Below are 14,027 nucleotides of genomic sequence, written 5' to 3'. Positions count from 1 at the left end.
GAGAAAATTCGAATAAAATACTTTGAAAAAAGAGAGAAAATTATGAAAATTGCTGTCGGAATACATAATTTCAGAGTTACACTCAGAAGTCCCTTACAAAATCAATCGTGATAATGTTTAATACTTTACAGAAGTTACTAGGCAAATTTTTATTATAGTTTAGGCATAGTCTCTGATAGAATATAAGTAAGGACTCACAAAAAATTGATATAGAAAATGAACATACTATTTTTAATAACACTAATGTTTCAAAATTATATTTATCTATATGAATATAAGTGTGTGGATGAAAATATAGACTTCATGCTAAAAGAATATATTAATGAACTAAAAAAATGTAATAGGAATGAATCAGATGGAATTTATCTTTGGTTAAGAAAATATAAGAATGATATCTGTTATGTTAAAATAAGTGAACTTGAAAAAGATGCAGTTTTTGATGATTATAAAAAATTAGGAGTGGTAGTAGGATATGATTTGAAAGTAATTGTATTTGAACCTGATCGTTTTTCATTATTTTTCGAAAAAAAGAATATTTCAAAGAATAAATTATATACAAAAACCTCTAGTAATCTAAACGAAAATAATTCTTTCGAAGAAGATAGAGTTATGAGTTTTTATTACAAATTAAAAGAAAAAAAGATTTTGAAGAGGAAGATTAAATTTAATTGTGAGTGATGTTTTAATGTTAAATATTTGTATTTTTTTGATAGAAAAACTTTAAAAACAAATAAAAACGCACACACTTTATAAATACTTATGATAAAGGATTATTTACTTGCTTAAGATTAAAATATTAAAAAAATAAACCGAACATTTCTGATTGATAATGTTCGGTTTATTTTTTATCTAAATAGAAATTATTTTAAAACAGCTCTATTTTTTTTATCTCCAAAAAAGGTATTTAAAAATAGTTTACTTCCATTATAATCTACATTTGCATTTTCAAAACCTTCTGCTTCAAAGTCAAAAACATAATGAAATTCATTTAGTTGTGTCCAACTAAATTCCCACTCTACTAGTGGACATGAAGGATCTGTAACTCGATATTCATTTACAACTCCAGTGTTGTTTTCTCTGATAACGATATTATATTTTTTCAGACAATCATTTATTTCATAAGGTTCATTGTTGATAAGCAGATATTCTAGCGTCCAAGTATCTGTAAAGCTTTTCTCTATATAATCACTCGAATCATCATCAGATGAGCAAGAAAAAAATAATAAAACCATCACTAATCCAAGTATTGAAAAAATAGTATTTCTCATGATTTAAAATTTTGATTTTTAAATTGTTACTTTAAATTAATGATAAAAGTTTAAATGTTTTTGTAAATAGCTGTTTTTAACAAGTTCATATAAAAAAATCCAGAATTTTAATCATTAAAATTCTGGATTTTTTAGATTGGTTTAATAAAAACTAATCAAAGTCTTTATTTGAATTAACTTTTGCAGTTTGCGCATTCAAAATTTCATTTGATTCATCTACAATAAAGGCAACAATAGATATATTTTCTGGATTTTCGATATAGCTTGGAATCTCTATTTCTAATTGTCTTGCGAAATAATCTCCAGCATTAGTTGAGCTAGAAATTTCATCACCAAAAAGATCTGTTAAAGATTTACGTAAAATATCATTGTGCTCATAATCTATAATTTCTTCAATATTACCATCAGCATTTATTTTGGACTGAGGGAATATTTTATTATTTTCTAATAAATATATACCAAGACGAATAGGTTTATTGATGTTTCTAGCAAAAGCCAATTTAACGTCTACTTTTACCGAATTCCCATCAATTTTAGAATTAATTCCCAGTCCTAAATCTGCACTTTTATTAACAAAAGATTGCATCTGCTCTTCTGTTTGATTCCAAGAAATGTACCTGTCTATATAAACTGATGGTATTCCTTTTAAATCGTGAAAATTTTCTAATAATTCAAATTTCTCATATTCCATAAGATCACCAACATGTATTGAAATTGGAATAATATTTTCGAATTTAGAAGCTGCATCATAAACAGATTGGCTAACACTTGGACAATTGCTACACCAAGTTCCTGTAAATTTTTCAACAAAAACTTTTTTAGTAAAACTAATAGGAAGTTCTCCAATAATATTTAATTGAATTGTTTGCGTTCTAGTTCCATTATGTTCGGCAAAAACATTATAAATTCCAATTTGATCATCAAAGAAAGTATTTCCTTGAATAGAAGATTCATTGATAAAATAAGTTGCTTCTTCCGAAATATCGACACCATTTTCATTCTTTACACGAAATTCAAATTCTTGATTCGAATCGATGTATAAAGTTTCATTATTTGTTTCCAGTCGAAGTTCTGTGTAAGATGTAGGTTCTTCTTCAGAACAGGCAATAAAACTAAAAGAGATAAATAAAGTAATGAGGGTAAGTTTTAAGAGTAATTTTGTTTTCATTTGATGTGTTTTTTTATAATTGGTTTAAATATAGTGAAATATATTTTTTATGTTAAAATATTATAGTAGTATTGTTGTATGATGCTTGAAAAAGAACTTGAGTGAAAGCGAAGGCTTAAATCACTTTAAATAAAAAAACTATAGGAAAAGTTTTGAAAGAAATAATTTTATTTTCTCAGTCAATTATAAATGAAAAACAAAATGAAAAAGAATATTTTTATAATACTAATATTAGCAAATTTCTTGTATAGTTGCGACCCAATGGATGACAGAATGATTTTTAAAAATAATAGTACAAAGAATATCTTTACTAGAATGTTATTTATTAATGAAGATATTAGAGGTGTAACAGGTTCAATAAAAATTAATTCTAATAGCGAAAACAGAATTGGTAAGATTGTTAAATGGGAATTTGAATTCGAAGACTCTAGAGATAGCTTATTAAGCGTAATAATATTCAAAGATTACAAGTTTTTAAATGATAAATGGGAGCGAAGTAATAATATAAAAAGTGATAGTCTATTAAAAATAGGTGATTATGAAGTACATCATTATAATTATGAATATTTAGAAGAAAATAATTGGCAAATAAATTATCCAGATGATGGGTTTGAGAAAGGAAAACCTTTAGATATAATTAGAGAAAATAACAGTTCAAAAAAGCCGAATCCAAAAAAATGAAAGAAAAAGGGATTGAAGATAGATGGAATAAGAAAGATTCTATTTAAGATTCACTTCAACTATTGCTCAAATAAAATCACTAATGCTCAATTCTATTAAGTACTGTATCAGTTTTTTAAAAATAAAATCAAATGGTTTTTTATGTTAAAAATCTGTATTATTGTTTGAGATTCAAAATTGTAAAGAAAAAAATGATAAGGTTAAAAATTGTAGAGAGACGAGTTACAAACTCGAACCAGCTTAGATAACTCCAACTATTCAATAATTAAAATTTTAAGAATATGAAGAATATTGTTATAACAATTCTTTCAGTACTTTGTTTTACAACGTCTGTTGTATCTCAAGAGCTTATTAATCAAAAATATTTAGTTTCATTAATAAAGATGGAGACCGATAATAAGTTGAACAAAGAGATAAAATCTTTTTTTAAAATAAAACGTTCTAAAAAAACAAGTACTCTTTTTCAAGTTTCAAGTGAAATTAGTTTTATTGATATAGAAGTATTTAAAGATGAATTAAAAGAACATAAAAATATTTTACCATTTGATTTTGAGTTGTTAGAGGCTAAGGAAGAGTTTAAATCTAAATATAGTTATGAGGCTATTAAAAATGATTTTCAAGATTTATTACCTTCAGGAGATGAATATTTATTTATTCATTTTTCAAAACCAATTGGGAATTTACTAACCTTACAATTAAGTAATCATGATTTAAATTCTCTTCCTATTAAATATGGAAAAGTTATGCAAATATTATTCTTATTTGACGAAAAAGGACTTGTGAAAAATATTTACACAAAAACTTTTCTTTACAATTAATAGGAATAGAATAAGCTAAAACCACATTAAACGAGATGGTTTAGGTTTTTCAACCCTAAATAAATGGACAAAATAATTTATATATGAAAGAAGACAAAAGTGGATTAAAGTTAAGAGAAGTAATTTTATTTATGATAATTTTATTTTCAATGATTATTATAAATGAAAATCAATCTGAACATTATTTTTTAAGTGAGTTTATTTATGAAATTTTTAAAATGAATATTTATAAAATTCTAATATTATTAGTTGGAGTTACCATACTAGAAAATATCCCTAGAAATAAAGCTTTTAAAATTTTATTAATTCCTGGTGTATTTAGTGCTCTAGCTTGTGGTTATCATTTATTGCACTCAAACTTTTATATTTAGTGGTTTTTAGGTTAATGTTTTCTGATCCCAAAAGATTTAGATAACTAAGCGCTACTTCAAAGTTATGTTTTGTGGTGTACTAGCTATTGAAAAAACAAACCCAGTACTTTTTTAAATAAATGTATTGAGTCTTTTATGTTAAAAATCTGTATAATTGCTTGAGAATAAAAATTGTAAAAAAAGAGAAATGATAAAAATAAAAACTGTAGACGTACGAGTTACAAACTCGTATCAGCGTGAGGGACTTACCAAAACCTTAGATATAATAAAATACAAATTAATAATTATCAGCTTAATTCTATTTTCAAGTTGTTCTATAAAAAAACCGCAAATAGATGATTATAAAAAAGTTGTCTCAAATAAATATAAAAAGGAACAAAGTACTGAAGTCTTAGATTTAAATTCTGATGGAACTTATACACTATGGAATCCTGTATCAACTCATCATCCAATTAACCAATGTAGTTATGCATCAAAAGGAAAGTGGTTTATTAAAGATTCTAATTTAATTGAATTTACAAGTGAAAATTATTACATCAAACAAAACGGATATGAATATGAATTAAAAATGGAGAATAAATTTTCTCAAGATAGTTTATATATAGAAGTCAAATTTCCCGATGATTTTTATACTTATAAACCAGTAATTTTAAATTATCGTTTTAATTATGAGAGTATTATAACTGAAGATACACATATTACTATACCTAAATCAAAATATCTTAGTAATAATAATCTTATAAATAAATTTAATCTAACGATAGCTTCAAAAATGCACAGTAAGTTTAAATCAAGAAGAATTTTTGAAATATTAGATGAGGAAATAAATTTAAAATATAATTACTACACTATTTATTTAACCAATTTTGATATTTGTTTTTTTGATTTTGAACACTATTATAAAAATTTCATCTATATCAAAGATAATAACACTTTAGAATGGGAAGGAAATCTCTGGAAGAAAATAAAACATTGATGGTTTTTTATAACTTTCGTCTACAGCTGGCACCCGAATAAATAATCACTAGTACTCGATTGTTTCGAGTACCGTACCAGCTGCTCAAATAATAAACCCAGTATTTTTTTGATTAAAAATATTGCTTTTTGTGTTTAAAAGATTTGTATAATTGCTTGAGAATAAAAATTGTAAAGAAGAGATGTGATAAGAATGCAAATAAAGGATACGAGTTACAAACTCGCACCAGCGTGGGGGTTGTCCTGGTTATGAAAAATATATAAACACAATGATACATGAAAGTAGACCTGCAAAATTTGGAGATTTTTAAAATGAAATATTTTTATCTAATAGTATTCCTTTTTCTGAATATATTTTATTGTAGAAGTCAAAAAGGAAAGTCATTTAAGCAAACAGTACACAATATAAATACTAAAGTTATAAAGTTAAATCAAATAAATAAAGTTATAGAAGAAACATATATAAAAGACCATTTAATTAAAAGTAAATTTTTAGGCTCAATAACTAATGAATTAGGAAATGTTTTTTCTGTAGTAAATACAATACATATCATTATCAATAAGAACAAACTAAGAACTCATATAAATTTTGTGATGATTTATAGTGATTCAGAATTTAAAGGATATTATTACCTATCATATACTGACCAGTTACCAAATAGGATTGAGAAGAGTAAATTAATTTTTTCTAACGCCTGTGAAGGTGATACTATTGAACTTAATTTTAATAGTGGAATACCGTCTATTTTAAATCTAAAATGTAATAGTAAGTCAGATATTTATGAGTTTATTAGAAAAGATGACTCATAATTAGTTTTTTTTAAACAACTAGCTCTCGAATAAATAATCCCAGTTCCCGCTAGATATAGGTAAACTACGCTACCGCTAAAATCTTTTTAGTGGCGACAACAACAAATCAAACCCAGTACTTTATTCATTTAAAGTGCTGGGTTTTTTATATGGTTTATATCTTTTTTCACAGGACTTCATCCTGTGTTGCTTTATGTCGTTTTTTCGAACTTTTTAATGTTAAAAATTAAAATATTATCGTATATTTCAATCGAATAGCTAAAAAATATGAAAAAGGAAAATTACTTTTTTTGCTAGAAGTATTTTTTAAAAAAATTTCTTAAACTAAAATATTTATATTATGAGACAAGAGTTGTTTAGGATACTCGAAAAATTCGAGCACCAGCAGGGGATAGTCAATCTGCTAAATTTTTACAAAAGAAATATGGTACGCAATTTCAAATTTATTCACCCTTAACTGGTGAGTATATGAAGTATGATAAAAACACGCCTAGTTTTCAATTACAAGAAGTATTTATTGGATCTAAAAAATAAAAATAAAAATGAAAATCGTAAAATCATATAGTACAATTATATTTTTAATGCTTAACTCCTTATTATTTGGACAAATAGATAAATCAGAATTGATAACTTTTGATAATAATCAATTTATTAGCTTAATACAAAGTATTATAAAAGAAAATACTAATTGTATATCAAATAGTAAGATTCATAATTGGTATATAGAGGAGAGAGAAGATGGCTCTATTATAGTATCAATAAACAGAATAGCTAATCTTTTACAGTCTAATCCGGAAAAGTATATATATACTACAATAATTAATAAGAAAATTGTTTTTTATATAACCCAAAATGAAAATATAAATATCTCAAAAACACACTTCTTTGTAGATTTATGTAGTTACCAAAATGTTGAATATGTACTTTTTGAAGATTTTTCTTCTTGGTTAATAATGAAAGATCAAAATAATAATTTTGTTATTAAAAATAAGAGGTTGTTTAAATGTCCTTAGCTCTAGTTAATTTTAGATAAAAAGCGCTACCGCTAAAATCTTTTTAGTGGCGACAACAACAAATCAAACCCAGTACTTTATTCATTTAAAGTACTGGGTTTTTTTTATATAGTTTATATCTTTTTTCACAGGACTTCATCCTATGTTGCCTTATGTCGTCCTTTCAGGACTTTTTAAGTAATCTTGCAGAATTAAATATGTTTTTTTATTCCCCTCTTGAGAGGGGGTATGGGTGTGTTTTTTTGTATGTTGTTGACTTTTATTGTATTAGAAAGTGGTTATTTTTTTAGGGTTTAATAATTCTAAAGTATTGGATTATCGATTGTGTAAAAGGTAAGAATAAATGTAAGAACTGAAAAGATGATTCCAAGTATAAAAATAGTGTAAGTAATTCTCAGAAGTCTATATTTTTGATTAAAAATATTGCTTTTTGTGTTTAAAAAATTTGTATAATTGTTTGAGAATAAAAATTGTAAAAGAAGAGAAATGATAAAAAAAAACTGTAGAGGTACGAGTTACAAACTCGCACCAGCGTGGGGGAGTAACGTTACTTTTTTTAATAAAGACAAAGCATTGATAACAATAAAATACTCAGATTTTAAAAAAAATGGGTGGAAAAAATTAAACAAAATAATATGAAAAAAATAATTATAATTAATATACTTTTATTTTTATCTTCTTGCTCTATAAACCATAAGATATTAAGTAATGATAAGTATACTACAAAATTAGTCAATACTATATTCAAAGAACATGGTAATGCTTTTTCTGTATCCTCAACTTATTATACATTTTCTACAGTCTGGTTTTACACATCAGATAAAATAAAAATATATCATTTGAATAATGGAAAAATACTAGAAAAATATGAATTTAGTTCTCAAAACTTTTTAAATGAAGTGCCTGTAAAAGAAGTGTTTGAGGTTAATGGATGTATGGAATTTGATGGTGATGGTTTTATTTATAAGGTAAACTTGAATAATATGATATATGAAGATGAACTACCTATAAATTTAAATTGTTTTTTAGAAAAAAAATATAAATCAAAATTTTTAAATAGAATAGTATCTGATATTAAAGAGTTTCAAATAATGAAGTACTTCCCCTCCCCAGCTGCACCTGAATAAGTAATCGTTAGTGCTCGACTCTGTTAAGTACCGTAACAGCTATTCAAGAACCAAGAAACCCCTATGGGTTTTCAAGAAAATTATGACAAAGGCTCTAGAAATTTTTAATTATAACATATGAAACATATTTATTTTTTAATTATAATTTTCTTTTCAGCGAATATACTTTATGCACAGGAAAAAGACAATTATCTAGAACGAGAAATAGTATTAGAATTGTATAAAGATTATATATTTCATTTAACAGATAATTCAGGAAACATAATTAATGATTTTTGTTTCCTTGAAGATGTTGAAATAAAATATACTGAACTGAATATCATAACTTTTCAGCATTTTACTTTTTATTCAATTAAAGTGAATAAAGAAAATATTATTTCTAAAAATAACTTGATAAATATACATATTAGTGAGACTTATCCTGAATGTTATAATATAATAATTGCAAAAAGTAATTATAACAACTTTTCAAGTCGTCTATATAAGTTAAAAGGTTTACAAACTAATGATTTATTAAATTTAATCAATGATATTTCTGTTTTTGAATCACCAAAAATGAGTATCAAAAAAATTATACAAGAATTAAATTATGATTTAAACGATTATATAGATATAAAGTGTTTATATAAATCTTTTCATAAAATGGATTTGGAATCAAAATGTGTTAAATCTAATTGCCTAATTAGAGATACTTTTACTATTACTTTTAGTCATAAAGCCAAATAAATATATGAAGTTGTTTAAAAATAAATTTTATTTAATATTATTTATGCTAGGTATAATAATATCGTGTACTTCAACGAAGTTTACAAACAATTCAAGCTTAATAGGTGTCTATGAAGATAGGAGGCAGCAAAAAATGTTATTACGCTTAAAAGCAGATAGTATTTTTTGGTTACATAATAAGAAAGAAAGAAAAGGATATCGAGGAAAATGGAGCTTTAAAGAAAACCTAATTCTATTGAATTGTGAACCACCACCAGACATAACATTTTTAATTCAAAACTTAGATTATATTCAAGATACAATATTCACCTTACAAGTGAGAAAGAATAAAATCCGATTTAATAATTTAATTCTTAAAAAAAGAAAAAATTAGAAATTTTTAATGAAGACATTTATAATTTTAATTAGTTTATTTATATCCTTTTCAGCTAAAGCACAAGTTGAACAAAAAATTAATTCTATACATATCCGTAGTAGAGTTAAAGCGGATAATCTTATTCATAAAATTGATTCGACTAAAAATTTAAAATTATTATTTTCACTAATTGATGAAGAGTATTATATTGTAATAAAAAGAAACAATAACTATACAGAATACTATATAGAAACAGATAGTCTTGGAAATATCAAAAGAAAAATACTTTTAGATACAACAGAAAAGGATAAAAATATGCTGTCTAAGGCATTTCAATTAAATCAGTATAGCACAGATTTCATAACCAAAGTACCAAACGCTAAGCTTGTTGCAGGAAGATCTTCTTATTTTGTAATAAAAGATAAAAAAGGAAAAAGATATGGAGAGTTTAGTATTTCATCAATGGTAATGCCACCAGTAATAGATCCAGATCTTCTTATTTATTTGAATTACCGATTAATCGAATATTCAAAATAAAATTATGATTAGATATACTCTTACTTTAATGACAATTATATTATCTATAACTAGTTGTTTAGGTCAAAAAAAAGAATCAGAAAATGATTTTTTAACCCCATCAGGTAATTTTACTATTATTAAAATTGATAGCACTACTACATATTATTCAATTACTTGTTTAAAAAATAAACAGTTATACAAAATACTCAGTAAAAAAAATCAAAACACATTGCACAAAATAAAAACAGGAGAGAGTTATTTTTTAAATTTAAAATATTTCACAAAAGAACTACAAAATGATAATCCTCTAACTAGCTTTAATCCTCTTGTTCCTTGTTTTTTTATTGATGAAAATACTGAAGTCTGTGTTGAAAAAAATATTTTAGGACCTTATTTTATAGAACGTAAATAATTCATCTAAGCTGACCAATACTTCGGCTAAAATCTTTTTAATGGCGTCAACAATAATTTCAAATTCTGTTTTTAGTCGAACCCAAAAAGGTACAGGAGAATTTGGACGTGCTAAAAGAAAGTTTAATAATACTAATGTTAAAAATATTGGAGTTAGTAATCCACAAGGAATTATTGAATGGGGAGAATTTATGGGTATACCTTATCCTAAATCTGGGGATTATCATAATTCTCATAATCGAGTTAATGATTGGATTAATATTTCCCCAGCTGGCACCCGAATAGGTAATCGCTAGTGCTCGACTCTGTCGAGTACCGTAACAGCTACTCAAAAACCAAGAAACCCAGTACTTTTTTTAATAAATAGTCTGTTTTTTTGTGTTAAAAATTTGTATAATTGTTTGAGAATAAAGATTGTAAAGAAGAGATGTGATAAGAATGCAAATAAAGGATACGAGTTACAAACTCGCACCAGCGTGGGGACTATACAAGGCATGAACGGAAAAGGTTTAAAAAATATGGCACAATTAGCATTAGGACAATACCCTCTTGAAGTAGATAAAAAAATAACTATCACAAATATTAATAACATCACGAAAAATTATGTTGAAAGTATAGTTGAAATTTATCGTTACCCATATCAAAGTTCTAATGGAGTTAATCAAGGACAAAATTATTTAATGTGGATTTATAAAGGCTTAAAATAGTGAAAATGAGAATATTTATTTTAGTTATATTTTTTTGTATTTTTTTTTCTAGTTGTTCTGTAATTAGAAAAGAAACAATTTATAAAGGAAATATTGATGGGAAATTATATACTATGGTTTTAAATAAAGATAATACTGGATATTTAATCAATAATAATGATTCTATTCCATTTAAATATTACGCTGAAAAGGAACCAGTATTGTTAAAAGGTAAAAAACGTAGACTTTACATTTATCGTTTCGGAATAGATCGCTCTAAATACCCTAAAGCTCCTTACTTAGGCTTTATTCAATATAGAAGAGATCCAAATTTACATGGAAATAATTTTGTAGTTTTTATAAAGCAATGATTTTATCCCAGTTCCCGCTAGATTTAGGTAAGACTACGCTACCGCTAAAATCTTTTTAGTGGCGACAACAACAAATCAAACCCAGTACTTTTTTCATTTAAAGTACTGGGTTTTTTTATATGGTTTATATCTTTTTTCACAGGACTTCATCCTGTGTTGTCTTATGTCGTTTTTTCGAACTTTTTAATGTTAAAAAATAAAATATTGTCGTATATTTCAACCGAATGTCTAAAAAATATGAAAAAGGAAAATTACTTTTTTTGCTAGAAGTATTTTTTTTAAAAAATTTCTTAATCTAAAATATTTATATTATGAGACAAGAGTTGTTTAGGATACTCGAAAAATTCGAGCACCAGCAGGGGGTACAGTGTTTATGGTCACTTAAAAGATTAAAATTAACTATTATGAGAAAACTATTTTTTATACTAATTATAACAAATCTATTTATAAGTTGTTCTATAAAAAAAGTCCAGAAAGAACCTGTTTTCAAAGATATTTCAGGAAGATATAAACAACAAAATAGTTCTCTAAAATTAGATTTAAATACTGACAATACATATAAATTATGGAATCATGAACAAACACAATGTATAATTGAACAATGCGAATATACTTCAATTGGAAAATGGTCTGTTTTAGCAGATAATTTAATTGAAATTACAAGTGAAAATTATTATAAAAAACAAAAAGGTTATAAATATGAACTCAAAAAAGAGAATAAATTTTCTCAGGATAGTTTATACATCAAAGTTGTATTTCCTTATGATTTACCTCCTGTAAAACTAAATTTCTATTTTAATAACTATGTGAGTAAATCAATTACCACAGATGAAACTTATATTGTTATCCCTAAATCAAAGTATCTTTTTAAAAAAAGTTCTAATAATTTTATAGCTTTTAATTTAGATGCAGATATAGCAGGAACTACAATATATAAAAGTAGAATTTTATTCGATATTTTTTCAGAATATTTTGATACAAATAAATATAATTTTCTAACAATTAATTTACCTTATTTTGATGTTTGTTTTTTTGAATTTGAACTTTATAATCAAGATTATATTTATATTAAAAATAAAAAGACATTAATATGGAATGGCAATGTATGGGAAAAAATAGGTAAAGACTAGTCTTAACCTCAGTTCCCGCTAGATTTAGGTAGCACTACGCTACCGCTAAAATCTTTTTAGTGGCGTCAACAACATATCAAACCCAGTACTTTATTCATTTAAAGTACTGGGTTTTTTTATATAGTTTATATCTTTTTTCACAGGACTTCATCCTGTGTTGTCTTATGTCGTCCTTTCAGGACTTTTTTGTAGTCTTGCAGAATTAAATACGTTTTTTTATTCCCCTCTTGAGAGGGGTTAGGGGTGTGTTATTTAGATATTGATGATTTTCAATGCACTAGAAAGTGATTATCTTTTTTAGAGTTTAATAATTCTTCAACATTGGTGTATCAATTGTATAGAAAGCAACAATAAAAGTCATAACTGAAAAGATAATACCAATCATAAAAATGGTATAAGTTATTCTCAGAAGTCTATATTTTTTGTCTAAAACTTTTCCAAGGAAATACAAATCTTTAGTCAAAGCTCCATATAGATAATCTTTATCTTTCATAATAGAATTAATTCCCCATTCGAAATCTGACAAAGGCATTTTATGGAAATTACCGAAGAATAAAATATTTACTTTTTTCTTTTTAATGTCGTCTTTGTTAAAAGTGCCAGAAGTAATTTTTGGTTTCGTTGATAGAATTGCAAAAATCATCGTTAGTAGACTAGAAAATAAGAAAATCAAAGTTGGAGCAATCAAATATGCATTTGAATGTTTATCCAATTTTGGAGCTAACTGCGAAAGCATTAAAGAAAGAATAATCGCATTTACAGAAAGTAGAATATTCGCTTTCGTATCCGCAATATCACTAAGTTTAATATGATTTCTTAGCTGAACTCTAAACATCGTTTCAATTCCTTTTTCTGGAATATTCTCTCGTTCTTCTTTCTTTTTTTCGGCTTCTTTTTTTGCTTTTTTCTTTTCTGTTATTTCACTTTTTTTCGCTTTTGCTTTTCGAAGTTTTTCTTTTAGTTTTAAAAGATTTTCAGCCTTTGTTCCATTTAATTTTTCAAAAGCATAATCTGTACAAAAACGATGAGATTTTAAAAAGTCTAAAGTATTTTCTAACCAAGCGATATCAGAAAATTTTTGAACATCCAAAATTTCCCATTCCGCTCTCAATAAATCACTTTTTTCAAAACAATCCGCATTTCCAAAGTGAAATAAATCAGCATCACAAAGTATTTGTTCCAAAAGATTTTTAGGCGATTGCGGAATTTTTGTCGCATTGATACAACCCAAAACTTTTTCAATAGCTTCTTTTGGATAATTTTTATTTTCTAAAAATTCTTTAGCTATTTTCTTACTTTCTTCTTCATGATCTTTGTAAGAATTCACATGCCCAATATCATGAAACCACGCAGCAATTGTTACAATTTCAAGATCTTTTTCAGAAATATTTTCTCCTTTTCCAATCTCTTTTGCAGCTTTTACAACATCTAAAGTATGATTGTAATTATGATATACAAATTCTGCAGAAAGTTTAGTTTTAAACTCTTGAAATATAAAATCTTTGATTTCTTCTAAAATGTTATTTTCTGACATTTAATTAGCGGTTTATAACAGGTTAAAGATATTAAATTTATTATTACTTTTAATTCTGAAGTTT

At 25.4% G+C, this 14,027-nt stretch carries 19 protein-coding genes; 16 read left to right on the top strand and 3 right to left on the bottom strand.

All coding sequences use genetic code 11. From position 1 onward, the window contains the following. The first annotated feature begins 303 nt into the window (after window positions 1-303). Window positions 304-678: a hypothetical protein gene (locus tag I0K12_RS18445; RefSeq protein WP_196889619.1), complete on the top strand. Its 375-nt coding sequence runs from the start codon at window positions 304-306 to the stop codon at window positions 676-678. A gap of 182 nt (window positions 679-860) precedes the next feature. On the opposite strand, the gene I0K12_RS18440 is transcribed toward I0K12_RS18445, so the two are convergent. Together I0K12_RS18440 and I0K12_RS18435 are read right to left on the bottom strand one after the other, a co-directional pair. After that, window positions 861-1,268 (bottom strand): hypothetical protein, encoded by a 408-nt coding sequence (locus tag I0K12_RS18440; RefSeq protein WP_196889618.1) that lies wholly within the window; start codon window positions 1,266-1,268, stop codon window positions 861-863. A 151-nt stretch (window positions 1,269-1,419) separates the two neighbouring features. Beyond that, entirely contained in the window at window positions 1,420-2,436 is a 1,017-nt protein-coding gene (locus I0K12_RS18435; protein WP_196889617.1) for an Omp28-related outer membrane protein, read from the bottom strand. Between the two features lie 201 nt (window positions 2,437-2,637). Between I0K12_RS18435 and I0K12_RS18430 the strand changes: the two genes are divergently transcribed. From I0K12_RS18430 to I0K12_RS18360, 15 genes are all read left to right on the top strand, one after another. Beyond that, entirely contained in the window at window positions 2,638-3,117 is a 480-nt protein-coding gene (locus I0K12_RS18430; RefSeq protein ID WP_196889616.1) for a hypothetical protein, read from the top strand. A gap of 281 nt (window positions 3,118-3,398) precedes the next feature. Continuing rightward, window positions 3,399-3,935, top strand: coding sequence for a hypothetical protein (locus tag I0K12_RS18425; RefSeq protein WP_196889615.1), 537 nt, complete (start codon window positions 3,399-3,401; stop codon window positions 3,933-3,935). A gap of 83 nt (window positions 3,936-4,018) precedes the next feature. Beyond that, window positions 4,019-4,306: a hypothetical protein gene (locus I0K12_RS18420; RefSeq protein WP_196889614.1), complete on the top strand. Its 288-nt coding sequence runs from the start codon at window positions 4,019-4,021 to the stop codon at window positions 4,304-4,306. Between the two features lie 187 nt (window positions 4,307-4,493). Further along, entirely contained in the window at window positions 4,494-5,282 is a 789-nt protein-coding gene (locus I0K12_RS18415; protein ID WP_196889613.1) for a putative porin, read from the top strand. 275 nt (window positions 5,283-5,557) lie between these two features. Beyond that, window positions 5,558-6,091 carry a hypothetical protein gene (locus tag I0K12_RS18410; RefSeq protein WP_196889612.1) on the top strand — a complete coding sequence of 178 codons (534 nt, stop codon included), beginning with the start codon at window positions 5,558-5,560 and terminating at the stop codon, window positions 6,089-6,091. A 542-nt stretch (window positions 6,092-6,633) separates the two neighbouring features. After that, on the top strand, window positions 6,634-7,104 hold the full coding sequence (locus I0K12_RS18405; RefSeq protein ID WP_196889611.1) for a hypothetical protein: 471 nt from the start codon (window positions 6,634-6,636) through the stop codon (window positions 7,102-7,104). 635 nt (window positions 7,105-7,739) lie between these two features. Then, window positions 7,740-8,231: a hypothetical protein gene (locus I0K12_RS18400; RefSeq protein WP_196889610.1), complete on the top strand. Its 492-nt coding sequence runs from the start codon at window positions 7,740-7,742 to the stop codon at window positions 8,229-8,231. Between the two features lie 117 nt (window positions 8,232-8,348). Then, on the top strand, window positions 8,349-8,957 hold the full coding sequence (locus I0K12_RS18395; protein WP_196889609.1) for a hypothetical protein: 609 nt from the start codon (window positions 8,349-8,351) through the stop codon (window positions 8,955-8,957). A gap of 133 nt (window positions 8,958-9,090) precedes the next feature. Beyond that, window positions 9,091-9,330 (top strand): hypothetical protein, encoded by a 240-nt coding sequence (locus I0K12_RS18390; protein WP_196889608.1) that lies wholly within the window; start codon window positions 9,091-9,093, stop codon window positions 9,328-9,330. A gap of 9 nt (window positions 9,331-9,339) precedes the next feature. Next, the gene (locus tag I0K12_RS18385) at window positions 9,340-9,849 is read left to right on the top strand and encodes a hypothetical protein (RefSeq protein WP_196889607.1); all 510 of its coding nucleotides are present in this window, start codon (window positions 9,340-9,342) and stop codon (window positions 9,847-9,849) included. A gap of 4 nt (window positions 9,850-9,853) precedes the next feature. Beyond that, a complete protein-coding gene (locus I0K12_RS18380) occupies window positions 9,854-10,243 on the top strand; it encodes a hypothetical protein (protein WP_196889606.1) in 390 nt (129 codons plus the stop codon). Between the two features lie 40 nt (window positions 10,244-10,283). After that, window positions 10,284-10,538, top strand: coding sequence for a hypothetical protein (locus tag I0K12_RS18375; protein WP_196889605.1), 255 nt, complete (start codon window positions 10,284-10,286; stop codon window positions 10,536-10,538). A gap of 222 nt (window positions 10,539-10,760) precedes the next feature. Beyond that, on the top strand, window positions 10,761-10,949 hold the full coding sequence (locus tag I0K12_RS18370; protein ID WP_196889604.1) for a hypothetical protein: 189 nt from the start codon (window positions 10,761-10,763) through the stop codon (window positions 10,947-10,949). A 5-nt stretch (window positions 10,950-10,954) separates the two neighbouring features. Beyond that, on the top strand, window positions 10,955-11,299 hold the full coding sequence (locus I0K12_RS18365; protein WP_196889603.1) for a hypothetical protein: 345 nt from the start codon (window positions 10,955-10,957) through the stop codon (window positions 11,297-11,299). A gap of 404 nt (window positions 11,300-11,703) precedes the next feature. After that, a complete protein-coding gene (locus tag I0K12_RS18360; RefSeq protein WP_196889602.1) occupies window positions 11,704-12,429 on the top strand; it encodes a hypothetical protein in 726 nt (241 codons plus the stop codon). A 304-nt stretch (window positions 12,430-12,733) separates the two neighbouring features. Here the strand turns inward: I0K12_RS18360 and I0K12_RS18355 are convergent, their stop codons facing one another. After that, a complete protein-coding gene (locus I0K12_RS18355) occupies window positions 12,734-13,963 on the bottom strand; it encodes a Pycsar system effector family protein (RefSeq protein WP_196889601.1) in 1,230 nt (409 codons plus the stop codon). Between the last annotated feature and the right edge of the window lie 64 nt (window positions 13,964-14,027).

The organism is Aureivirga sp. CE67 (assembly GCF_015767245.1).
In the GTDB taxonomy this organism is placed as follows: domain Bacteria; phylum Bacteroidota; class Bacteroidia; order Flavobacteriales; family Flavobacteriaceae; genus Aureivirga.
Note: the sequence above shows the minus strand (reverse complement) of the source record. Positions and strands in the feature narration are given on the sequence as shown.

Bases quoted from the DNA above. Each gene is read 5' to 3' on its own strand.
- I0K12_RS18360 (WP_196889602.1), top strand. From the start codon at position 11,704: ATGAGAAAACTATTTTTTATACTAATTATAACAAATCTATTTATAAGT.
- I0K12_RS18390 (WP_196889608.1), top strand. From the start codon at position 9,091: ATGTTATTACGCTTAAAAGCAGATAGTATTTTTTGGTTACATAATAAG.
- I0K12_RS18410 (WP_196889612.1), top strand. From the start codon at position 5,558: ATGAAAGTAGACCTGCAAAATTTGGAGATTTTTAAAATGAAATATTTT.
- I0K12_RS18425 (WP_196889615.1), top strand. From the start codon at position 3,399: ATGAAGAATATTGTTATAACAATTCTTTCAGTACTTTGTTTTACAACG.
- I0K12_RS18380 (WP_196889606.1), top strand. From the start codon at position 9,854: ATGATTAGATATACTCTTACTTTAATGACAATTATATTATCTATAACT.
- I0K12_RS18415 (WP_196889613.1), top strand. From the start codon at position 4,494: ATGATAAAAATAAAAACTGTAGACGTACGAGTTACAAACTCGTATCAG.
- I0K12_RS18405 (WP_196889611.1), top strand. From the start codon at position 6,634: ATGAAAATCGTAAAATCATATAGTACAATTATATTTTTAATGCTTAAC.
- I0K12_RS18375 (WP_196889605.1), top strand. From the start codon at position 10,284: ATGGCGTCAACAATAATTTCAAATTCTGTTTTTAGTCGAACCCAAAAA.
- I0K12_RS18400 (WP_196889610.1), top strand. From the start codon at position 7,740: ATGAAAAAAATAATTATAATTAATATACTTTTATTTTTATCTTCTTGC.
- I0K12_RS18445 (WP_196889619.1), top strand. From the start codon at position 304: ATGCTAAAAGAATATATTAATGAACTAAAAAAATGTAATAGGAATGAA.
- I0K12_RS18365 (WP_196889603.1), top strand. From the start codon at position 10,955: ATGAGAATATTTATTTTAGTTATATTTTTTTGTATTTTTTTTTCTAGT.
- I0K12_RS18355 (WP_196889601.1), bottom strand. From the start codon at position 13,963: ATGTCAGAAAATAACATTTTAGAAGAAATCAAAGATTTTATATTTCAA.
- I0K12_RS18395 (WP_196889609.1), top strand. From the start codon at position 8,349: ATGAAACATATTTATTTTTTAATTATAATTTTCTTTTCAGCGAATATA.
- I0K12_RS18430 (WP_196889616.1), top strand. From the start codon at position 2,638: ATGAAAAAGAATATTTTTATAATACTAATATTAGCAAATTTCTTGTAT.
- I0K12_RS18385 (WP_196889607.1), top strand. From the start codon at position 9,340: ATGAAGACATTTATAATTTTAATTAGTTTATTTATATCCTTTTCAGCT.
- I0K12_RS18435 (WP_196889617.1), bottom strand. From the start codon at position 2,436: ATGAAAACAAAATTACTCTTAAAACTTACCCTCATTACTTTATTTATC.
- I0K12_RS18440 (WP_196889618.1), bottom strand. From the start codon at position 1,268: ATGAGAAATACTATTTTTTCAATACTTGGATTAGTGATGGTTTTATTA.
- I0K12_RS18370 (WP_196889604.1), top strand. From the start codon at position 10,761: ATGGCACAATTAGCATTAGGACAATACCCTCTTGAAGTAGATAAAAAA.
- I0K12_RS18420 (WP_196889614.1), top strand. From the start codon at position 4,019: ATGAAAGAAGACAAAAGTGGATTAAAGTTAAGAGAAGTAATTTTATTT.